Origin of the sequence: Nocardioides sp. URHA0032 (assembly GCF_000620645.1) — a bacterium.
In the GTDB taxonomy this organism is placed as follows: domain Bacteria; phylum Actinomycetota; class Actinomycetes; order Propionibacteriales; family Nocardioidaceae; genus Nocardioides.
Genome location: NZ_JIAV01000018.1, coordinates 292,476 through 315,282 on the forward strand (window position 1 = coordinate 292,476; position 22,807 = coordinate 315,282).

General features: G+C 67.0%; 16 protein-coding genes. 3 read left to right on the top strand and 13 right to left on the bottom strand.

The window, feature by feature from the left end:
• Positions 1–22: 22 nt before the first annotated feature.
• The 13 genes from N538_RS0108300 to N538_RS24425 all read right to left on the bottom strand — a co-directional run bounded on the left by N538_RS0108300 (position 23) and on the right by N538_RS24425 (position 18,400).
• Entirely contained in the window at positions 23–2,710 is a 2,688-nt protein-coding gene (locus N538_RS0108300) for a hypothetical protein (protein WP_028636932.1), read from the bottom strand.
• Positions 2,688–6,182: a tubulin-like doman-containing protein gene (locus N538_RS0108305; protein WP_197025275.1), complete on the bottom strand. Its 3,495-nt coding sequence runs from the start codon at positions 6,180–6,182 to the stop codon at positions 2,688–2,690. The genes N538_RS0108300 and N538_RS0108305 overlap by 23 nt, the downstream gene beginning before the upstream one ends.
• Positions 6,183–6,207: 25 nt before the next feature.
• Positions 6,208–8,886, bottom strand: a complete 2,679-nt coding sequence (locus tag N538_RS29445; RefSeq protein WP_081790363.1) for a vWA domain-containing protein — start codon at positions 8,884–8,886, stop codon at positions 6,208–6,210.
• Positions 8,883–9,239 (bottom strand): hypothetical protein, encoded by a 357-nt coding sequence (locus tag N538_RS24410; protein WP_155992013.1) that lies wholly within the window; start codon positions 9,237–9,239, stop codon positions 8,883–8,885. Before N538_RS24410 ends, N538_RS29445 begins: the two co-directional genes overlap by 4 nt.
• A gap of 285 nt (positions 9,240–9,524) precedes the next feature.
• Entirely contained in the window at positions 9,525–10,139 is a 615-nt protein-coding gene (locus N538_RS0108320) for a TerD family protein (protein ID WP_197025276.1), read from the bottom strand.
• Positions 10,140–10,355: 216 nt separating this feature from the next.
• Entirely contained in the window at positions 10,356–11,498 is a 1,143-nt protein-coding gene (locus tag N538_RS0108325; RefSeq protein ID WP_028636936.1) for a DUF475 domain-containing protein, read from the bottom strand.
• A gap of 120 nt (positions 11,499–11,618) precedes the next feature.
• The gene (locus N538_RS0108330) at positions 11,619–12,200 is read right to left on the bottom strand and encodes a TerD family protein (RefSeq protein ID WP_036569851.1); all 582 of its coding nucleotides are present in this window, start codon (positions 12,198–12,200) and stop codon (positions 11,619–11,621) included.
• Between the two features lie 354 nt (positions 12,201–12,554).
• Positions 12,555–13,136, bottom strand: coding sequence for a TerD family protein (locus N538_RS0108335; RefSeq protein WP_028636938.1), 582 nt, complete (start codon positions 13,134–13,136; stop codon positions 12,555–12,557).
• A gap of 182 nt (positions 13,137–13,318) precedes the next feature.
• Entirely contained in the window at positions 13,319–14,140 is an 822-nt protein-coding gene (locus tag N538_RS0108340; protein ID WP_051548989.1) for a hypothetical protein, read from the bottom strand.
• A 44-nt stretch (positions 14,141–14,184) separates the two neighbouring features.
• Positions 14,185–15,378 carry a cysteine protease StiP family protein gene (locus tag N538_RS28945; protein WP_028636940.1) on the bottom strand — a complete coding sequence of 398 codons (1,194 nt, stop codon included), beginning with the start codon at positions 15,376–15,378 and terminating at the stop codon, positions 14,185–14,187.
• On the bottom strand, positions 15,333–16,862 hold the full coding sequence (locus N538_RS28950) for a phosphoribosyltransferase family protein (RefSeq protein ID WP_197025277.1): 1,530 nt from the start codon (positions 16,860–16,862) through the stop codon (positions 15,333–15,335). The genes N538_RS28945 and N538_RS28950 overlap by 46 nt, the downstream gene beginning before the upstream one ends.
• 53 nt (positions 16,863–16,915) lie before the next feature.
• On the bottom strand, positions 16,916–17,584 hold the full coding sequence (locus tag N538_RS24420; RefSeq protein WP_051548991.1) for a DUF7002 family protein: 669 nt from the start codon (positions 17,582–17,584) through the stop codon (positions 16,916–16,918).
• Positions 17,585–17,632: 48 nt separating this feature from the next.
• Complete coding sequence (locus N538_RS24425) at positions 17,633–18,400, bottom strand: adenylosuccinate synthetase (protein ID WP_051548994.1); 768 nt, start codon at positions 18,398–18,400, stop codon at positions 17,633–17,635.
• A 188-nt stretch (positions 18,401–18,588) separates the two neighbouring features.
• On the opposite strand from N538_RS24425, the gene N538_RS24430 reads away from it, so the two are divergent.
• The 3 genes from N538_RS24430 (at position 18,589) to N538_RS24435 (ending at position 22,356) form a co-directional block, all read left to right on the top strand.
• A complete protein-coding gene (locus N538_RS24430) occupies positions 18,589–20,229 on the top strand; it encodes a DUF3427 domain-containing protein (RefSeq protein WP_051548996.1) in 1,641 nt (546 codons plus the stop codon).
• Positions 20,230–20,303: 74 nt separating this feature from the next.
• Positions 20,304–20,630 (top strand): nucleotide pyrophosphohydrolase, encoded by a 327-nt coding sequence (locus N538_RS0108370; protein WP_028636941.1) that lies wholly within the window; start codon positions 20,304–20,306, stop codon positions 20,628–20,630.
• A gap of 16 nt (positions 20,631–20,646) precedes the next feature.
• Positions 20,647–22,356, top strand: a complete 1,710-nt coding sequence (locus tag N538_RS24435) for a DUF2075 domain-containing protein (protein ID WP_197025278.1) — start codon at positions 20,647–20,649, stop codon at positions 22,354–22,356.
• Positions 22,357–22,807: the final 451 nt, after the last annotated feature.

A 22,807-nucleotide genomic window follows, 5' to 3' on the forward strand; every position in this document is an offset into this window, starting at 1 on the left:
GAACGGCAAGCTACGTCACCGCCTACATCTGGGGGCGCTCGACAGGCGTGTCGACCACGTCGCTGTCAGCGGGGTGCGTGGGTGCCGCCGTCGCGGCTGAGCTCTCGTTCGCGCGGATCAGATCGTGCGAGCTGAACCCGCGAGAGAACTGCGTCACGACGACCACATGGTTCGCGTCGCTTCCGGACGAGTCCGGCACGGTCTCCGCAACCCTCCACGGCTCGATGCTTTGCGCGGAGGAGGAGAAGGTGGCTCGCAGGAACATGTGGCCGCTGTCGTCGACAGCAGCGTCGAGGCCGCCGTTGAACTCCTCTAGTGACGTGCGCACGAGTGCTCCCGAGACGGGGTCGCGAGTTTCGACGTCGGACAGCAACGCGGCACGCAGATCCTGCCCGGTTGTGCCCAGCACCTCCGAGACGCGACCCTCCAGCACGCCAGGCGTACCCTCCCAACGGCGGGCCGCCACGACTTCGCTCCACGTCGTGAGCAGCGAACGTTGCGTGATCGGTGGATCGGTGAAGAGCAGCTCGCGGCTCTCGCTCAGGCGGTAGCCGTCGGATCCGAGGTCGGGCAGGTCGTCTACGAACGCGTCCCACGCGGCGCTCAGCCAGCCGACCTGGAACAGGTCGTGACGCAGCCGAGCGGCCGACCTGTTGATGGTGGCCGAGTCCGGCCGTGCTGAGCCGAACCGGTGGTTCTTCGGGAACCGGGAACCGATCAGCAGATCGGCAACGGCGCCGACCTCGGGGTAGCCCAAAGGAGCGTGCACGAACGTCCCGAACGCGCGCGCCCAGTCCAAGTACTGACGGTAGGCGCGACCCAGCCTGCGCAGGTCCGAGCGCGCCGCCGCCGCGTTCGCGAGGAGAGCCTCCTCGGCGTCGGCGAGCTGCTGGCGTCGGTGGATGAGCGCAAACAGCGCTGTCTGCCCCTTGACGAACACGACCCCCGAGGTGGCCAGCCAGCCGAGAAACGTCACGACCAGCACGGCTGCCATCACGCTCAGGCCGATAACGCCCAGAACGGCAAGGACGACCGCCGCTACCCCGATGCCTACGGCGGCGACGAGGATGATCTTCAGGGTGCGCGCCAGCCGCTGCTGCTGCCGGTAGACGTCGTCGGAGGCCTCGGTCTGCGACTGGAGGGCCTTCATCTGATCGTCGTAGGACTTCAGCTCCGTACGACACCTGGTGATGTCTTCGAAGATCCGGTACCCGAAGCGTCCGGTGAAGGTGCGTGCCTTCTCGTCGAAGAACGTCTGCAGGTCCTGCTTGACCTTGCCGGCGTTCGCGACCAGATGGGGCGCACGCTCCGGGAGGGTCTCCAACTGGTGATATACGTCCCGCGCTCCCAGGACATCAGCGGGCTCCACACGGTCCCGGTTGATGTAGGGCGCCACCTCGCTGCTGACGACGAACTGGATCGAGGGATCCGGGGCCACCCGGCCCGGGTCGACAATGACCGCCTTGCTGCTCCCGATCTCCTGGGGCGCCAGACCGTCTGCCCGGGTCCCAGCGTCGAGCAACGTCATGCCGGAGCTCAGGAAGTCGCGCCACAGCGCCGACAGGTCGGCCGGGGCGAGATGAACCACGTCGGCCCGACCTTCGGCACGAGCATCGACCTGTGCCAACGCCTGGTCGAACTGGTCCCAGCTGGCCGGGCGCCCGTCAGGCCCGATCCCGCCCACGACCACCTTGAACGCAGGGTCGGTGCCCCCGAACACGGCTCGGTTCACGGCCGCTGCTGTCCCGGCCGACGCCTCGTAGAGAACCCGATCAGCGAAGGCCCTGGGGGCGTTGCGGATGGCCTGGCCCAGGAACGAGAAGAGCATCCTCAACAGCTGCCCGACCTTGATCGGCTGCTGCGGGACCGTCCGCGCCTGGGCCCGGGCTCCAGCGAACACGTAGTGGTGCTTGTTCTCGAGGGCTTGCGCCATCGAGGTGACGGCACCCACCTCGTCGTCGATGATCTCGGCAGCGGACCCGTCCACCAGGGGCAGCGGGTATCCGAGGCTCAGGTCCGCCAACTTCGTCAGCAGCTCAGACTCGACCGCGGCCGTGGACAGGTGGCGGGTGAACGAGCGTGCCGCAAGGAACGACTGTCCTGGCGCCACGGGACGCTCGTCAAGCGGTGCGGACTGCTGGGCCGACCAGAGGCCGGCCAACGAGCACAGGCATCCCGCAAGCTGGAGAGTCTGGGTCGGGTCGCCCGCCTGCCGCACGATCGGTGAAACGCCTGCTGTCGGGGACTGGGCGCTCTCGGGCGCGACGATGACGTTATGCCAGCCCAGCCACGCGAGGTCGTCGATGCCGGTGAAGGGTCGTGCCGCGTCGACGACTGTCGTGATCAGGTGGATGCGGACCAGGTCGACGGTCGGCAACGACGCATTGACCTGGGCGACCAGGTCGAGCGCGAGACGGTCTGAGACGGTCGACAACTGCGACGAGCTCTCGCTGACCGCAACCACCCGGACGACTCGTGTCGAGACTCTGGCCGCCAGCTCTTCCTGCAGGACTGCGCCGCGCACCCCGTTCTCTTCGAGCACGGTGCACGGGATCCGCACCTCCCCGTCCTTGAGGGCGTCGACGTTGACGAGCGTAACGCTTGTCGTCAGCCCGAGCCGGACCCAATCGTCCAGCACGTCGCGCAGCGCGAGGTACTGCTCGGCTCGAGCAGCGACGACAGCAAGGTCAGAAATCGGGCCGCGCGACACGCGAGTCTCCCATCGTCGGTCTACCGCCGGCTGCTGCCGCCGCGTTCTGGACGCTCGCCTCGATCTCCTCGAGAACGGAGTCCACAACTTCGGCAATCTCAGCGAACATCGGCGCCCGCTCCAGAGCAGCCACGTCGGGAACCCGAGTGCGCTTGACGGCCAAGGCGCCCACGCCTCCCCCTTCGGAGAGGTACTGGGCAGCCACGTACTCACGCACCGCGGCCAGCCACGTGCTCGCCGCGTCCACACGCGATGCCACGTCCGCCGAGCCGGCTGCGGCCAACGAGTCCACCGTTGGCGGTCGGCCTGTCGGCCACGTCCCCGAGCTCACCCACGCGGCGATCAGCCGGTCACCACTGGACCCGTCGTAGGCCACGAACGGCTCCGACAGGGAGTCGTCGGCGATGCCACGAAGTGCGACGTAGGGACGCAGCGCGGAAAGTTGCACGTCGTTGTTGCAGTTGATGAGCGCCAGGGTGTGCCCCTCCAGCACTCCGGGTAGCCAGTCGTCAGCGCCGCGGTACCGGTCTCGGGCCGTCATCTGTCGCGTCGCGAACGGGATCCACGTATGGGTAGCAGAACTGAACACCTGCACGGGGTCTGGCGAGGACGTGTCGGTAGGCACCTCCACCATCCCGAGCATCCGCCCGATGAACCACCCCTTGATCATTGCGCGCTGCTCCGAGGCCCCCATCGCGAGCGCGCCCGGCAGCGGGCGGGTGCGGCGCCAGCGCCACAGCATCCGCAGCGCGTGCTCCTGGGATCCTGCCCAGCTGCGTTGCACCTGGTCGAGCAGCGAGCTGAAGACCAGCGGCGAGTACGTCGGGTACGACCCGAACATCGCGATCCGGTTCGCCTTCGAGGTTCCCCTGAGTGCGGACTTGAAGTTCGTCACCGCGGGGACGCCGATCGACGGGTCTTGTTCCAGCGAAGCGATGAGTCGCTGCGCTGCCGCGCTGGAGTCCTCGAGGGGCACCGTTCCGAAGGAGTACTCGTAGGACAGGGACGCTCCCGAGTGGACCTTCCCGATCATCGACGGGCTCACTCCGACCAGCGGGCGAGCCAGCAGCCGCGCCTCGGTGAACTTCTGCACGAACAGGTCCAGTCTCCGTGCCCTCTCCGAGTCGGGCTCAGACATGTCGTTGAGGAAGTCGTCGAACGTCTCGGAGGAGAACTCCTCGAACTTCTCCCCGGGACGCTGCTGGAATGCGCGAGCCCGGTCCAGCACCTCGCTCGCGGACGCAGCGACTCGGTACACCGGCTGCTGCTTCGGCGTCGGCACCTGTGTTGCCGCGGCCTTCGGCAGGGCCGCCGAACGCCATACGACCTGGGTGCTCAACACCTCGATGTCGCCGGGCTGTCCGCCAGCGCTCTCCCACTTGCCGGCCACGATGGAGCTCACGATCTCCGACAGTGCGGTGTGGTAGATCCCGCCGGCCGACACCACAGTCGCCGCGACGTCCTGGGCGAACTGCTCTGGGAAGTCCTTCGACGTCGTCAGCAGCACCTCGTTGTCGGCGTGGTCGAACCTGGAGGGCACCACGGCCGACTCGGCGGGCCATTCGGAGTAGATGGCCGTCTCCAGCTGCGCGAGGCCAGCCTCCGTGGTCGTCTCGCGCTCGGCCGCCTCGAGGTTGATGAGCGCGTTGGTGGCTGCGGCTTCGAGCCCTCCGAGGACGTCGTGGGCGAACGTGGCGAGCACGTCCGCTGCCAGTCGCGCCGCGGACAGTTCCACCGCGCGCGAGGCGCCCCCGAGAAGACCGACGGTGATGGCCTCGACCAGGGCGTGCCCGGAAGAGACCAGCGTCTTCTTCAAGCCGGCGGCCTGGGCTGCGACCGAGTTGTCCATCACCAGAGGAGGCGCGTCGTCCGGGTTCGCCCGGCGCAGTTCCTCGATGACCGGCGTGAGGTGCGAGGCGAGCTTGCGCATCACATCCCGGGCGTACGGCAGACCTGCTGCGGTCATCGACCGTACGAACTCCTCACGGGCCCGCTTCTCCAGCGTCGTGGCCCACGCCTCGCCCCACGCGTAGGTTGCAGCGTTGATGCGCTGCTTGGCATCGGCTTGGTGGTAGCCGAGTCGGGTGCGTACCGTCTCGACGAACGCAGGCGCCTGGCTCGGAGGGATGCTCCCCACGTCGAGCAGTGCCGCACTGATCGCCTGTTGCGCCTCGGCGCGAACCGTCTGCGACGAGAGCGCACGGTCGGACAGGAACCACCCGCGCACGCTCTCGTCGCGCTGGGGGAACATGAGACGGTCGACAATGAGGGGCCAGTCGGACGCCACGCGCTGCTTGAGCTGTTCCTCGGCAGGCAGCTGACTCTGCTGTGCCCGGTAGCCACGCACCAGGCGGTCGACGGCGTTGCGCGCCAGCCGCTGGCTTGCGTACTCGGCGTACCGGTCACGGCCAAGGCTGAGGCTGGCGTACCCGAAGGACCCCCACGCAAACGCGGTCGGGTCCACGCCCCAGCCCAGGGAGGCTCGGTCCATGGGCGGCGCGGTCGTGTTCTCCAGCTTCGACTTGACGTACTGGCCCGCGGCCGCCTCCGAGCCGATCGTGGCAGCCAGCGCCCGGCCCAGTCCCCGGTAGACACCTTCCATGGTCCCGTCGCCGAACTTCGCGCCGTCCCCGCCGATGGCCGCGCCGATGGGGATTACCCGCTTGAACGGGGGCTCGTCGACCGTCTCTGGTGGCAGGCCGAGAGCGGAGAGTAGCTCTGCGTCGACGGCGTCCGCGGCGCGAGTCTGAGCAGCGATCAGATCCCCCATAGCCCCGGTGGCGTTTCCGTCGATGCCCATGCGCAGCGCCTCGTCGAGCGAATTGAACACGTCGGAGGTGAAGAGGAACACTCCGAGCTCGGAACGCGACATCCCGGGTACCCGGCCCAGGAGGCGGCACACGTCGAGGAACATCGCTGCCCCCGAGCCGCCAGCCATCGACCCGACCACGATCGGGATGACGTAGGAGTTGGTCTCGTAGGGACCACCCTCGGGGTAGCGCGCAGGCAGATCTCCCCACGCGTCGGGGCGCTGCAGCTGCTCCCAGGCGCGCCCCATCTCGGCTTGGAGCTCCTTGAGCCTGGTCAAGGTGAGCATCCGACCCACGGCGCGGTTCTGGCCGGCGCCGCTGATCACGTTCACTGCCGATGCGTCGGCCTTCGGCATCGGCGCCCATCCCAGCAGTGACCGAAGCTCCTGCTTGGCCCCGAGCGAGCTCTCGATGTTGTTGGCGACCAGCGAGTACATGTTGCCGGGGCTGCTGACCGACTTGTAGCGGCCGCCCAGGTCGACTACCGACCCCAGACCGGGCGTGCTTTCCGGGGTTGGGTTGACGTCAATGTGGACGAACTGCCACGCCGGCGGGATCGCGTCGATGCCGTGCGTGCGCAGGTCGGCACGCAACTGGTCCATGGCGAAACGCAGCGTGGCGCCGCCCGAACCGCCGCAACCGACGACCAAGAACTTCTTCACGTGAGGTCCCTTCCTGAAGTACTGCTCACCACTGGTCGTATCCGCTCGGTCGCGTTGAGCCGCTCGGATCTGGTCCACCTGATGCCGGTCCACCTGACGCCGGGCCACCGGGCGCCGGGCCACCGGGCGCCGGCCCACCGGGCGCCGGCCCACCGGGCGCTGGTCCACCCCAGGGGTTGGTCGAGAGTCCGGTACTACCGCCCGCCCCCGGCGGGCGCCCTCCCCAGTCGTCTCCACTCCCGCCGCCGACGGTCGCGAGCGGCGGCGGGTCCCCCAGGGCCGAACGGAGCCGTGCGATCAGCTCCGGTGCCCGTGTCTTCGCGTCGTCCAGCACCTCGGGAAGCTTCGTCGCCTCCGCTGAGAGCACCAAGACGATCTCCACGTCTCCGTGGTGCGGGTTCTGCGGGTCCAGGGCTGCGATCCAGCGATCCTGGACCGCGAGGGGCAGCTTGCGGCTCCCCGTGGACGTGACGACTGGCTCTGGTTCGACGGCGACGTATCCCGGCTCGGTCAGCCCGATGCCGACCTTCGTGGCCATGCTCACTCGGGAGGTGAGCACGATCCGGCGGCGGTTGTTGCCCTCAAGGGGCACGACTCGCGTGTCCTGACGTCGCAGGGCCACCGTGCCGAGGAAGTTCTCCTCAGCCGAGACGCGGCCTCTGATCTCGGCCACCGTCAGGCTCATGCCCGGCACTTGGGCGGTGCGCCACTTCAGCAGGTAAAGCATGGCGACCGGGATCAGGACTCCGCCGACCAAGATCACGGCGAACAAGGACCAGAAGACTGTCTCGTTGCGTGGGCGCGTCATCTCGTAGGTGTAGGGAACGGTCACTTCCACGACCTGGCCCGAACACCCTTCGGCCATGGTCGCGAACTTCAGCTCCCCACCAACCAGGCCGGTCCCGGTCGCGTCGACGCTCAGGTTGAGCGGAACCGTCCCCGTGCCCGCGGGCGCTTCCTGCGAGGTCGATGAGGTCACCGACGCGGTCGAGACGCCGTCGGGCAGCGATTGTGCGTCCGACGATGCGAGCCATACACACCCGGCTCCTTCGAACGCCATGTCGAGCGCGGCCGGTTCGGTGACCTCGCCGGCACCGAAGCTCACCTCGTGCGGCAAGGTCGGGTAGTTCGGTGGCGATAGGACGGTGAGTGGGTACTCCACGACGTCGGGTTGCAGTTCGGTGCCGGGGTCGCCCTTGGTGGTGACCTCGAGGGTGAGCACGAGCTTGGCCGGGCCTGGTGAGACCTCCGAGAGGTCGAGCTGCTGCGGGGTTCCGATCTGCCCCTGGTCGAGGGAAGGCAGTTGCGCCGCCTCGCCTGACTCGGGTACCAGCTCGGCGCTCAGGACGGCGGTTCCAAGCAGGTTGTTGACCGGGGTTCCTTCGCCGTCTTGGAGATCGACGGTCACCGGTACCGTCTCTCCGGCGGTCACTTCCTCGGTCTTCTCTGCCCACACCGCGTGCACGTCTCCGTACAGCCGCAAGTTCGTGTTGGCGACCGCGTTGCCTGGGTCTGCGTCGGTGAGGAAGACCATCTGCCAACGTCCCGACCAGTTCGGGCCGGACTTGCCCATGTTCAGCTCGAACGTGCGGTCGCTCTCCCAGTCCCCGGACAGCTGGACTCCCTTAGTGCTCGGGATGGGCTGTCCCGGTCGGATGGTGTACTCCGTGCCCTTCGGGTCGACCAGGACGGCGTAGTAGTCGTCGATGGACGCGCCGGCGAGGATGCGGACCTGGGAGATCGTGTCGTCGAGGAAGAACACGTGCGCTCCCGCGGGACACACGCTCGCGTGGCACAGCGGCGTCTGCGTGCTGACCGGCGGCGTCTGGGGGTCGGCGAACGTGTCGAAGGCGAACAGCAGGTCGTCGATGTTGCGGGCGAGCACGAACTCTCCGAGGTGCTCGGCCGGCTGCTCGCCGCATCCTCCTGCGCCGGTGGCCAACCCGTCCATGAACTCGAAGCCTGAGTCACCGAGCCCGACCGCGAGCGTGGTCACTCCCTGGAACCGCAGGGAGTCCGCGACCCCGCCGGCCCGGCACAGATCCTTCTCACCGGCCCGCTGGACCTGCTCGACCGCGGTGTCGCTGGTGAGCTCCACCTCGGGCCCGTAGGGCTTGGTCGTTCCGTACTGCTTCTTCTCACTGGCGGTGTCGCGCTTGTCCAGGTCGTACCTGCCGTCGCTGAACCACACCCACGCCTGACAGTCCTGGGCGTCCTTGTCCTGGGCGTCCAAGTACTTGCGCGCCCCGGTAGCCGCAGCCCAGTAGTCGGTCTCGAACCCGCGGTCGCGGTCGCGGTACTCCTCGATCGCGTCGGTCACTGTCCCGACTGTGCCGGACGACAGCGCGGTCCAGTCCAGGCTCGGCTCGAAGGAGTCGGCGAACCCAGCGACCGCGACGTTGAGCTTGATCGAGCCTGCGTCCGACACGTACTGGGCGAGCTGGTCGACCATGTAGTTGGCGGCGGTGACTCTCTGGTAGTCAGGGTCGGTTTCCCGCAGCGACGCCGAAGTGTCCAAGACGATCAGGAGATCGCCGGTCAACCCTGCCGCCAAGCAGCTCCCGAATCGCTGAATGGTGTCCGAGGAGTCCGTAGCCGGCGACGCGGCGGACGCGGGCGCGGTCGACGGCACGAGGAGGAGGACTACGACCTGTGCGACGGTCGCGGCGAGTAGGGCAACCGCGCCGGCGAGGCGCCGGATCACCAGTTACTCCGGGCGAAGGCGTCGGCGATGGTCCAAGCGCTCAATGTGACCCCAATGAGTGACAGCACGACGACCGTGCGGCGGCCCCAGTCGATGACCGACGACTCGGCGTACCAGGGGTCAGCTCGGCGCAGAGTGTCGACTCGCACGAACACCGCGAGAAGCGTGATGGTCACGGGGCCGGCTAGCACCCACGCCCCAATGGCGACCCAGTGCGAGTCGGACAGCATGCTCAGCACTATCGCAACGGCGGCGGACACGAGCGCCGCGATCAGCCAGACGACGGGCGCGGTGGTGCCGCGGTTTGCAGACGGCCCACTGGCTGGCGCCGGCGCCGGACCCGGGTCGTCCACGGATGGCTGTCCCCATCCGGCACCTTGGGGCGACTGCGCTGACGGGGATCCCGGCGCATCGCCCCAAGAACCTCCCGACCCGGCTCCACTCCCTGGGTCTCCGAAGTTCCACGACGAAGACATGACCGCACTCCCCATCCGCGCCACCGTGAGGCGCTCTCTAGCGCCGCTCAATCCGCCCGTCACCCTAGTGCCCTTTTGGACGGTCAGCGACCGTTCTTGGGGCTGAACTTGTCCGGTCCCAGCGCTCCCGGGGCGGGCCACCGTCTCCCCGTTCGGGTGGGGCTACTTGCGTCCAGCGGTCCAGTTCATGCCCCAGCCGTACGCCTGGTCGAGGTCGCGGTGACCGCCGACGTAGCGAACCTCGCGACGCACCGACAGCTCACCGCCGACGTTCTCCAGCATCGCGATACCGCACATGCTTGAGCTCGCCGCGTGCTCGTCGAGGCGGACCTCGATCTGCGGTCCGGACACGGGGAAGAGGGTGACGACGCCGTCGGCCGCAGCCCAGTTCGGGACCCCGTCGTAGATGAACGCGAAGACCATGATGCGGCGGATCCTGGAGACGTCGCTCAGGTCGATGTGCAGGTTCTCGCCTGCCTGATTCGTCCCGCTGCGGTCGTCGCCGTCGAGCCAGATGATCGGGTTCTGGCTGAACTGGTTCCGGTCACGGAACGCGTTCCCGAGCGCCTGGACGGCGCCCTTGGTGCCGTCGCTGAACTCGTAGAGGCAGCCGAGGTCCAGGTCGATCGCACCGCTCCCGCCACCCATGGCCCGCTTGAAGAACCCTCCGGACGCCGGCGTGCCGGCCGGCCGCGCGTTCCAGTTCAGGTTGACCCGCATCGTGCCGCCCACCGAACCCTGCTTGGTCAGCGACACCGACGGCGCTGCCTTGGTCAACGTGACCTTGCTCAGCGAAACCGGAGCCCCACCAGCGGCCTGGCCTCCTGCCTGCCCGTCGCCGGACTGTGCGCCACTGGAAGGGCGCTTGGTGTAGTCGATTCCCATGGTTGTGACTCCTTGTGCCGGGGCCAGCTGCTTCCGGCGGGTTGGGGCGGGTGCCGCGGTCGCGATCTCCGCAGGGGCCGGGCGCGGCCGGCGGGTGGTGCTGACTTGTCAGGTGCCGACGGTGGCATCTTCCAGCTCGCCGGGCGGTTCCTGGCTCGCGCGACGGCGGTTGCGCAGTAGCGACGAGCCGAACGCTGCTGCGATGAAGCCGACGCCGATCAGGCCGGTGATGACCTCGGGGACCTCGTGGGAGATGCTGACCAGCAGCAGGGTCGCCAGCGCGCCGATCGCCCAGTGCGCGCCGTGCTCGAGGTAGACGTAGTCGTCGAGCGTGCCCTGGCGGACCAGGTACACCGTCAGCGACCGGATGTAGACGGCGCCGACGCCGAGCCCGACGGCGATGATGAAGATGTTCTGGGTGATCGCGAACGCGCCGATGACCCCGTCGAAGGAGAACGACGCGTCGATGAGCTCCAGGTACAAGAAGAGCGCGAGCCCGGCACGGCCAGCAACCTGTGCGACCTGGCCCTTGGGGGGGCTGCCGACGACCTCGACGACCCGGTCCGCGTCGCCGTGAATGCCCGGCAGCGACTCCGGCTCGTCCTCGTCGGACTCCCCAGCCTCGAACAGCTCGGCCAGGCTGTTGACCAGCAGGTAGGCGATGATGCCGCAGCCGCCGGCGACCAACACGTCCTCGGGGTGCTCGGCAAGGAACTCGGCGCAAACGACGAGCGCGACGAGCGCGACCACGACCGAGAGTTGGTCGAGCTTGCCGATGCGGGCCAACGGACGCTCCAGCCAGGACAGCCAGGAGATGTCGCGGTCCTCGAAGATGAAGTCGAGGAAGAGCATGCCGAGGAACATGCCGCCGAACGCGGCGATGCTCGGGTGCGCCTCGTGCAGCAGGTACGCGTACGTCCCGGGCTCGTCGATCGGCCCGCCCTCCAGTGCCAGGCGCACAGCCTCACCGGGGCTGAGGTGGGCGGTGATGCCCACGATGACCAGCGGGAACAGCAGCCGCATGCCGAACACGGCGATGAGGATGCCGACGGTCAGGAACAGCTTCTGCCAGAGCTGGCTCATCTTGACGAGGATGGTCGCGTTGACGACCGCGTTGTCGAACGACAGCGACACCTCGAGGACGATCAGGATCAGCACCAGCGCGAAGACTGAAGGTCCGCCGATGGCTAACGCTCCCGCGAGCGCCAAGAATGTGATTGCGAACGACCAGCCGAAGGTCTTGAAGATCACGGTGCTTCCCCCGTTGAAGCCAGGTTGGCGAGCTGGGACTCCAGCGGCCCTGAGCTCGGTGATGCGGTTGTTCTTGTCGCAACGGTTGCGTGACCTGATGGTCACGCACCCGCCGATGGTTCAGCCGACGTTGACGCCGTAGTCCTTGGCGATGCCCCCGAGACCGGAGGCGTAGCCCTGGCCTATAGCGCGGAACTTCCACTCGCCCTGGTGGCGGTAGAGCTCACCGAAGATCATGGCGGTCTCGGTGGACGCGTCCTCAGTCAGGTCGTAGCGGGCCAGCTCGGTGCCGTTGCTCGCGTCGAGGACCCGGATGTACGCGTTGGTCACCTGGCCGAACGACTGCTGGCGCGCGTGCGCGTCGTAGATGGACACCGGGAAGACGATCTTCTCGACGGTCTGCGGCACGCTCACCAGGCTGACGTTGATCACCTCGTCGTCACCGTCGCCCTCACCGGTCAGGTTGTCGCCGGTGTGCTCGACGGAGCCGTCGGGCGACCGAAGGTTGTTGAAGAAGACGAAGTGTGAGTCGTCGATGACCTTGCCGGACGCGCCGCACATCAGCGCGCTCGCGTCGAGGTCGAAGTCGGCGCCGGTGGTGGACCGCGCGTCCCAGCCGAGGCCGACCGACACCGCGGTGAGGCTCGGGGCCATCTTGGTCAGGCTGACGTTGCCACCCTTGGTCAGGGAAACACCCGACATGGTTCTATCCTCCAGATTGCTTGCTTGGTACGGGCCTTGGTTGGGTCCCGTTGCCAGCTACCGTGATGGCCCAGGCGCCCGGGACATTCGCCTCCGAGACGGTACCGACGACAGCGGACCCTGTCCGCGTTTCCATTCATTTCCCGCCACCGGGTGAGAGACGCGGTTCGACAGGGTCCATGACGCGGCCTCTGCCGCCCGACCCCGGTGAGCACAGCCGAACGTCGGCCTCCAGGTCCCCCAGATCACCCAAGCCGTCAGGGCGCGCTCCAGCCGCGACAGGCCCGGGGCCTGTGGCGGTCCCGGGCCTGGAGAAGCAACGTCGCATGCACCGGCCCGGTCCGGTGCTGGATGTTAGACGTTGACGCCGTAGTCCTTCGCGATGCCAGCCAGTCCGGAGGCGTAGCCCTGGCCGACGGCACGGAACTTCCACTCGGCACCGTTGCGGTACAGCTCACCGAAGACCATCGCGGTCTCGGTCGAGGCATCCTCGGACAGGTCGTAGCGGGCCAGCTCGGTGCCGTTGGCCTGGTTCACGACCCGGATGAACGCGTTCTTCACTTGCCCGAACGACTGCGAGCGTGAGTCGGCATCGTAGATCGAGACCGGAAACACGACCTTGTCGATGTCTGGAGGGACCGACGCGAGATTGACCTTGATGGCCTCGTCGTCGCCCTCGCCCTCACCGGTCAGGTTGTCCCCGGTGTGCTCGACCGAGCCGTCCGGGCTGACCAGGTTGTTGAAGTAGATGAAGTGCTGGTCCGAGGCGACCTTCCCGTCGGACTTGCACGCCAGCGCGCTCGCGTCGAGGTCAAAGTCGGTGCCGGTGGTAGTCCGCACGTCCCAGCCAAGGCCGACGAGGACAGCGGTCAGGCCGACGGGACCGGCCTCCTTAGTAAGTGAAACGTTCCCGCCCTTGGTCAGGCTGACTCCCACAACACTCTCCCGTTCTGTGTCGACGGGTTTCCCCCCGCCCGTGTTCGGTCCGACGCCGTCAGCAGCGCACGATTCGCGAGGTTAGCAGCCACATACCCTTCTAGGCGGGAGAAACCGATCAGCCACGCGTCTGGCCAGGAGCCCTCTCGATCCATCGAATCTTGCACCGCGTCCAGAGATGGTCACAGGCCAGCTTGCCGCACCATCCACGCCGACATTTCCTCGCCGGCCATCACCCCGGCCGTCGCCGTGACCACGACATGCGGCGGCGACCACTTGACGCTGTCGAGCTCGCCGTGGGCCGGCCGGATAGCCGCGTCAGCCTCCTCCAGCAGTGGCAGGTCTAGGAGCGAGTCGCCAGCAGCCAGGAGTCGGGGCGCGCCCAGCATGTCCGCGACCTCACGGGCCGCGGCTGCCTTCGACAGCGCTGTCGGCACCAGGTAGACCTTCCGACCCTGGACCGACACCGTCCATGCCCGCTCCTGAGCGAACTCTGTCAGTTCCTGCACCCACCCCGCGGGCAGGTGCTTGCGCTCCACGACCGCGTAGCAGAACAGTCCGGACGCGTCGCGCACATTCTCCACGAACTTGTCCCCACAGGTCGGGACTGACACACGCCGCAGCTTGGAGAGCATTTCGCCGTGCGGGGCGCCGGATTCGGCGAGCCGAGCTGTGACGGCGGCACTGAAGTCGAGGTCCTCCACACCATCGCGCAGTAGCCGGCCGCCGTTCGCACACAGCGCGAACTTCGACGCCGGACCGGGCAACTCGATGCGCAGGAATTGCTCCACGGTGCGGGTCGTGACCGGCATTAGGACACCAGCCTTGTTGAGCGTCGCGATGTTCGCAGCCGACCGCTCGGTCATGAACGAGTGCGGCGTGCCCTTGAAGATCTCCACGCACGACAGCCGCTTGACCCGACCGCCCTCCTCCGGCAGCTCGAGCGCTGACGGGGAGTAGATCAGCGTCCGATCCAGGTCGCTGGCCACCACCACACCGCTCACAGATCCAACGATCCGACCGGTCGACGACCCGCTCGCAGGCCAGCTCACGCGTCACGTCCGGCGGTGACCGCGGTGCCGCCGGCGCCGGTCGCGCCGCGGGTGAACTTCGGGTGGATCAGCCCAATGCAGCTGTACGCGAGATCCTCGACCTCGACGATCTTTACGCCGCGCTGCTCGGCGAGCATCCGCACATGTGCGAGCTCGGCCGCCGCGTCCCGACGGACCAGGATCCGCCACGGCACCCGCCGCAGCAGGACCCGGGTGGTCTCCCCGACGCCGGGCTTGACGAGGTTGACGTCTCCGAGGCCGTACTCCTCACTGACCTGCTCTACCGCGGCCCAACCGGCCCACGTCGGGGTGTGGTCGGCGGCGAAGTGGTCGCTAAGGTCGGCGTCGACCTGATCGACCACCTGCTCGAAGCGGGCGACGACCGCGTCGATGAAGTCGTGCGACACGTCCGTGGCTGCGAGGTCGGCGTAAAACTTCGCACCGTGGAAGTCGCCCTCCCTGATGTAGGCGTCGTTGAGAACGGTGCGGGAGACCAGACCCGAGACCGTCGCGTTCAGGCACGCCGATGGGATCAGGTAGTCGTCGCGAGTGCCGTAGATCTCGCAGCATCCTCCCGTGTCGGCCAGGACCGCCATCTCGCCGACGAACGCGGTGCTGAGCGCGGCGTTCGCCTCAGCTACCGACGCGGCGAGCTCGAGCGTGATCGCGCCCTTGCCGGTCCAACCGTCGACGAACATGACTGACGCCGGGTCGTGGTGGGCGGCTAGGTAGCGCAGCGCGACGTGGTCGATGCCGCGGCCGCGAACGATCGAGACCGCGTAGTGCGGAAGGTCCAGCCCGTGGCGGAACTGGGCCCAGCGGCGCATGGTCACGCCGACCGGGGTGCCGGCACGTGCCAGTGACACCAGGACCGCGTTCTCGCCGCGAAGCTTGAGGACCTGTTCAGTCACCAGGCCGACCGCGTACGCGACCCGCTCGGCAGACGCCCTGAGCGCCTCGGTGAACAGCGCCCGATAGGCCGCGTTCGGCTGGAACTCCACCGGCAGCGACTCGGCGTAATGCGCTCCGCCGACCTGGATGGCCTCCTCGCGCTCCTCGGTGGGCGCTTCGAGCTCGAGGGTCGAGAGGTCCTTCAGGAGCCAGGCGACGTCCTCGGCTGCGTAGGAGCCGAAGTCCGGCCCCGTCAGCGGGGTCGGCAGGTTCGGCGCGGAAGCATCGGTCGAGGCCACAACGAATCTTCTCCAGTGGTGGTGTCAGCAGTCAGGGTAGAGATGGTTGGGCGGTAGTCCGGGATCACGACGAGCACGACTCGGTCGCCCGCTTCCGCGAGCTTTGCCAGGAGCCCGGCCGGAGCGTGCAGCTCTGGCGTGTCGGCGGCGGCGTCGATGACCAGGACCACGGTGCCGAACTTCTCGATGGAGGTAGTCGCTGGAGCCACGTTGTAGGCGTACCTGTCGCCGGGACCGTCGGCCGGGTCGTCGTGTGCGGGGAACACTATCCGGGACCGGATCGCGTACCCGTCGTCGGCGACCGCCAAAATCGGGGACCGGGTGGTCGTGGAGTACGTGATCTGCTCGTGCGGCAGCAGCGTGGACAAGGCCTGCGCGAGCCGGAGAGGCGCGTACATGAGCTCCTCGAAACCGAGTACGTGCACCGGGCCTTGTTCGATTCCGGTGGACGTCGTCGCGGCGACCTCGGCGAGGTAGTGCTCCAGCGCTCTCCTGTCGGTAGGGGTGAACCCGTGCCGTCCCCCGTCGCGCACCCCCGCGGCGGACGGCAGCGCGACCGTGGTGACGCCATCGTGCGCGGACGGCTCCGCACCAGTCCTGCTGTCTTGCAGCGCCTCGGTCGTTGCGACGAGCTCCTGTCCGGCTGCCAGGACGCCCTCGGGCAGGTCGACCCGGCCGGCGGCTAGGGCGACCACGTCGATGCGAGCACCGAGGTCGGCGGCCGTCTGCTCTATCCGGGACTGGTCGGCGCCCGAGCGCAGGTCGACAAGCGCTGCGATCACGTAGTGCGTGCGCGGGTCGAGCGCGTGGAGCTCGGCGATCGTGTTCAACGCGGTCGTCCCGGTGGAGAGCTCGTCGTCGACCAGAACCAGCGGCCCGATCCCGGCCAGCAGCGTCGGATCCTCGGGCAGCAGCAGGTGGCTGGTGGCGTGTGAGTGCTCCTCCTCGAAGCCGCCGATCGAGGTGACTCCGGCGACCGGGCGGCGAGTGGAGTGCAAGGTCGGCGCGTCCAGCGCGTCTGCCACGACGTGTCCGAGCGCGGTCGCGGTCTCGGCGTAGCCAAGCACGACCACGCCCTCCGGCAGCGGTAGAGTCTCGCGGAGCCTGCGCCCGTGGTCGGCGAGCATGGCCGCGGCCCCGGAGGCGCCCGCGAGCGCACGCCGGAGCAGATTTCCGCCGGCACGGTCGCGCGGGTGCGCGGCGTCAGCGTGTCCGGTCAGCGCCCGGGCGACCAGGCCGCCGAGCAGAAGACCAGCGCCGTAGACGAGATTCGGGTCGGTGGGAACGTGCTTGCCGAGCACGGTCGAGACCAGAAGGTGCGCACGGCGCGGGTTGCGACGCACGGCCAGGCCGACGAGCTCGTCGAGCTGGACACCCAGTGGCGCGTCGGTGGTCCGGATGCCGAGGCCCAGCCTGTCGGCAACCCAAGTCCCAGCCCAGTGGTTGGCCGATCCGGGGCGGGGAATGTCGTCCTTGACATTCACGCGGACACCTCACGTCTCTTGAGCCGGTTCGAAAGTTGGGCTGCGCCCGAGGGTCAGCGCTCGTAGATGGTCTCGATGACGTCGGCACCTTGGCGACGCTGAACCTGGAGAACGTGGTCCTCGATGTGGTCGACGCCGCCGATCACGCAGAGTTCCACCACGTTGTCGACCAGCCGCTTGCGGCGTTCAGCGAAGGGAAAGTCGGAGATCCGCATGAAAGATTCAACGCCGCGGGGTGGCGAGCTGGGGAAGATGGTCGCTCCGGTGTTCATCCCGGTCAGGCGGATGCGGTCGTAGTAGGTCTGTACGATGCTCGCGGTCTCGAGCACGAGGACGTCGTGACGCTGGCGCCGGTACGCGTTGGCGCCGAGCAGCCGATCCAGCCGATCCAGCCGATCGGGGTGGGTCCACATGAACACTCGGCTGTTGAGCAGGTCGAGGAACTGCTCAACAGTCACGTCGGTGAGCTTGGGTGCCAGGTTGTGGAGAAACAGCGGCTTCTGGTCGCGAATGGTTACGGTGCCGACCACCGCGTGCTCGAGGTCGAAGGACCGCGTCCGACGCTGCCCGAGGATGGCCTCGCGGGTTGCGGGGTCCGGTTGGCACGCGTCGACGATCTGCTCGGTGGTACGCAGGCCGATCTGCTGGATCCGTGGCCACGAGTTGTACTCCGCCATGTGGTGGAGGACGGGGTAGTGGTGGATCAGTTCGTCCGGGGTCATGGACCTTCTCGCCAGCAGGTGGTGGTGGAGGTGTCAGCGTAGGGGCTGCTACCAACGTCGGCGGTCGATGACCACACGGATGTCGAACCGCGTACTGATGAGACTGACCGGGACGCCCGAGACTTGTTCGACCTCTTCGATGAAGCGGATAGTGTCGTCGGTCAACTGGTCGTAGTGCTGCGCTTTCTGGTTGTCGACGGTGAGGTAGTCGGCGAACGTCAGGGCGATGTCGGCGGCGCCGTTCAGCTCGACGCTGCGGCGCAGCAGGTCCCGGTCGAACTCGGCGATGCGTCGTAGCCGCCTGCTCACCGAGCTGGTCTCAGTTTTCGTGATTTCTTCGAGCCCGACGCCGGAGCGCTGGGAGAGCTCCTCGAAGGTGATCTCCTGCGACATCGGTCCCGACGTGCCGCCTTCGTCGTCGGGGTCCTTGACCCTGATCGGGTAAGTGCGCGTCACGAGGATGGCGCCACGCAGGCGGCGCGGACCGATGCCAGCCTCGGCGAGCGTGCCGCTCGTGGTGGTATCTCGGCTGGTCACGTGCGGGTACTCGCCGTGAAACATGCTGAGGGCCGTGCCTTGGGTTCCTTCGAGAAGGATGCGGTGTCCGCGTCGGTAGGCCTCGTCGAGAATCTCGCGCGCGGGTCGGACGTATGCGGCCAGTTCGGGAACGTCCTCTGCGAGGCGGACCGGGATGGACAGTTCTCCGCTGCGTCCGAGGATGCGCCGGCTCGCGGCGTGGCCGCCACCCTTTCCGGTGGAGGCGATGGTCCTCATCGGCGCCTGCTCCGCCTCCAGGTCGCCTGGTTCGATGATCATGGCTTGCGGGTCGATAGACAGCCGGTCCGCGTCGATTCCGCAGTCGGGCGCAGGCTCCGACGTATCGGCGAATCCTCGAGCACCTGACGCCGCGTGAGCTGCTCGGTCTCACCGCCACCCCCGAACGCGCCGACGGCGTCGACGTCCGCGCCGAGTTCTTCGACGGACGCACCGCCACCGAACTGCGGTTGTGGGACGCGCTCGGCAAGGACCTGCTCTGCCCCTTCCACTACTTCGCGGTCGCCGACGGCACCGACCTGCGCCGGATCAGCTGGAGCCGCGGTCGCTACGACGAGGGAGAGCTGTCGCACGTCTATACCGGCAACCGCGCACGGGCCACGATCGTCTTGCGACAGCTGCGCGAGAAGGTCATCGACCCCGGCGCGATGCGGGCCCTCGGCTTTTGCGTCAGCGTCGCCCACGCCCGGTTCATGGCCGAGACCTTTGTGGCCGCCGGCATCCCCGCGCTCGCGGTCAGCGGCGACACTCCGGCGATGGACCGGCAACGGGCACTGGAAGACCTCAAGTCCCGACGCGTCAACATCCTGTTCGCCGCCGACCTATTCAACGAGGGTCTCGATCTGCCCGACGTCGACACCGTGCTCTTCCTGCGGCCGACCGAGAGCGCGACGGTGTTCCTCCAGCAGCTCGGTCGCGGGCTGCGGCGTACTCCCGACAAGGCGGTGCTGACCGTCCTCGACTTCGTCGGTCACCACCGTCAGGAGTTCCGATTCGACAAGAAGCTGCGCGCGCTGACAGGGGAAACCCGGCGCGGACTCGAGCGCGAGATCGAACGCGGCTTCCCTTTCCTGCCATCGGGCTGCCAGATCGTGATGGACCGACAGGCACAGGCATTGATCCTCCAGAACCTCCGCACCCAGGTGGCGAACAGCTGGAAGGCGATGGCCGCGGAGCTACGCTCCTACGGCGACCTCGACCTGCCAACCTTCGTACGCGAGTCGGGCACCGAGCTGCCCGACATCTTGCGGCGCGGCCAGAAGTCCTGGACCCAGCTCCGCCGCGACGCCGGCCTCCCGACGCCCGACGGCACACCCCGCGAAGCCGAGCTGCTCAAGCGGATCCGCGCCTTTGCCCACGTTGACGACGAAGGCCGCGCGTCCGGCTACCGCCGCCTTCTGACTTCCCACGTCCAGTACGCCGACCTCCCTCCAGCCGAACAACGACTGGCGCGGATGCTGTTCTTCTCTGCCTTCCCCAACGCCGGCGGCTTCACGTCATACAACGCCGGCCTGTCCGCCATCCGTACGGAACAGGCTGTCGCCGCCGAGCTCGGAGCGGTTGTCGACATCGTGTTCGACGAAACGCGACACGACGCCCTCCCGCTTGCCGGGCACCTGGCCGACGTGCCCCTGCGCGTGCACGCGTCCTACCAACGCGAGGAGATCCTCGCGGCGCTCGACTACGCCAGCCTCCAGCGCAAGCCGACCAGCATGATGCAGGGCGTCGCCTACTCCGAACCGCTCAACGTCGACGCCTTCTTCGTAACGCTGAAGAAGTCCGAGGCCGACTACTCCCCCACCACCATGTACCGCGACTACCCGATCAGCCCCACGCTCTTCCACTGGGAATCGCAGAACGCCACCTCGATCGCCTCACCAACCGGCCAGCGCTACCTCACCGGAACGAGCACGGTGCTGCTGTTCTGCCGGATTGAGTCCAAAGGTGAGTACGACACCGCGCCGTACGTCTTCTTGGGACCTACGACGTACGTGAGCCACATCGGCGAGCGGCCGATCGCCATCACCTGGAAGCTTCGACATGCGATGCCGACGGAGTTCTTCACAGGCGCAACCTTGGCTGGCTCGTAGGTTCGCGACGGATTCGCCGAGATTGATGCGGACAATCATCATCTCGGGCCGCGGCTGACACTAGGGTCGCCAACATGTCGGATGCCGAAGTTGTGAATGCGCTCCGCGCCTTCGTCGCCGAGCGCGACTGGGCGCAGTTCCATAGCCCGGCGAACCTGGCGAAATCGATCTCGATCGAGGCTGGCGAGCTCCTGGAGTGCTTCCAATGGTCCGACGACGGAGAACCGGAGCGAGTACAGGCGGAGCTAGCCGATGTGCTGACGTACTGCTTGCTCCTGGCGGACAAGCTCGGTCTTGATCCAGACGCAGTCGTAATGACGAAGCTCGAAGAGACGAGAAAAAAGTATCCAGCCGATAGGGCGCGTGGCCGGAGTGCGAAGTATGACCAGCTTTCGGATTGAGCGTGGCCCGTTCGCCGTGAGTCAGATCGAGGCGTGGGCACAGCTCGATCCACGGTTTCGAAACTGGCCAGTCGTCTACGCGCTCGACGGCGACGAGCAGATCTATGTTGGCGAGTCACTCAACGTCGCTAGCCGGTTCCGGCAGCATCTGTCTTCGCCGGAGAAACGATTGCTCAAGGGCGCTCGCGTGGTGCTCGACCCCACCTTCAACAAGTCCGTGTGCCTAGACCTCGAAGCATTCCTGATCCAGCGACTCTCGGGCGACGGTCTCTACCAGATCACCAATCGCAACGTTGGCATCACCGATCGGGACTATTTCGGGCGCGAGGACTACCAGAAGGTCTTCACCGACATCTTCGAGGAGCTGCGGGAAGACGGGCTCTTCAGTCGGTCGCTTCCCGAGATCGAAAACTCTGACCTCTTCAAGCTCTCCCCGTTCAAGGCGCTGACAGACGACCAGGAGGTCGTCGTCCTCGACATCCTCGAGGGCCTATTCCAGGACATCGATGCAGGATCGCCGAGCCAGATCGTTGTCCAGGGCGAGCCCGGGACTGGCAAGACCGTCGTCGCTGTCTACTTGATGAAACTGCTTAGCGACGTCAAGACCTGGGACCCGTCGGAACAACTCGAGTCAGAGTCACCGCTCGCCGAGTTTTTCGTCGAGGGGTACCCCGAGCTCCTGCGCGGTCGCCGACTCGGCTTCGTTGTGCCGCAGATGTCCCTGCGAAAGACCATCCAGCGCGTATTCAAACGGACACCTGGTTTGGAAGCGGCGATGGTGATGTCTCCCTTCGAGATGGGGAACAGCTCGGAGCACTTTGACCTGCTCGTCGTCGACGAGGCTCATCGGCTCCGTCAGAGCGGCAACCAGCCGGCCGGCCCGCTCTACAAGATGTTCTCCGAGATCAACGAGAAGCTATTCGGAGCTGACGACGCTGAGCTGACGCAGCTCGACTGGGTCAAGGCGAAGAGCGCCCATCAGATCTACCTGCTGGATTCAGCCCAGAGCATTCACACCGGCGATGTGTCCGGTCAGGCGCTTGCAGAACTAGCGTCGCTGAGCGATGCACAACACCGTCGCTACCGCCTGACTTCGCAGATGCGAGTGCAGGCCGGTGAGGACTACGTCGGCTACGTGCGGGCCGTCCTGAGTGACACTCCGCCGGAACCGCGGCTGTTCGCTGGCTACGACCTCCGCTTCTACGACGACATATCTCATATGCGTCAGGCGATCCGCGAACGTGATGACGAGGTTGGCCTAGCTCGCCTGATCGCGGGCTTCGCCTGGCCCTGGGCTAGCAAGCGAGACAAGGACGCGTACGACATCGTCATCGACGGGGTCTCCATGCGATGGAACAGCACCGACGTGGACTGGGTGAATGCGCCCAACTCGACCGACGAGGTCGGTGTCATCCACACGATCCAGGGCTACGACCTCAACTATGCAGGCGTCATCATCGGCCCTGATCTCCGCTACGACCCAAAGCTCCGCCAGCTGACCTTTGACAGAGCCAACTACTTCGACCCCACAGCCGCGAATAACATGCGCCGTCGCGGAATCACGTTCACAGACGATGACATCCTGCAACTCGTCCGGAACATTTACGCAGTGCTGCTCACCAGGGGGATGCTCGGCACCTACGTGTACATCTGTGACAAGGCGCTTCGGGAGCGGTTGCGCACCTACTTTGGTGGGAGCCCGCCGATTCGCATGCCGTTACGGTGACCCTCCGCGAGCAGAAGCGCCGAAGCCCGGTCTTCGCTAAGAGACCGTACTCATGATGTACCAGGTCCTCAGCGAAGTTGCCGGAGGAAGGAAGAGCTCTTGTTCCGGTCTGGGCGACGGACCTGTTGGGATCGGAGTCGCCGTACGAAACGGTCGGAGTGCGGCTGGGCATGCCGTTGTCATTCCGGTTAGGACACTCCAATACACAGAAGATCGGCCGGGCTCTTTGGCCCGGCCGACCTGCGCTCACCTCAGAGTCGGTACTCAATCTCGTCGTCGGTCAACGGCTCAAACTCCGAAACGATCCAGCGGCGATACTGATCGACAAGACCATCACCCTGATACTTCACCGCGTGCTTGTTGTTCAGGAACTTGCGGTCCGGGTCCTTCTTGATGATGTCTTCCTTGCGAGGCTTATTCGCCTTGCCCCGACAGTCATAGGTCGTCCCTG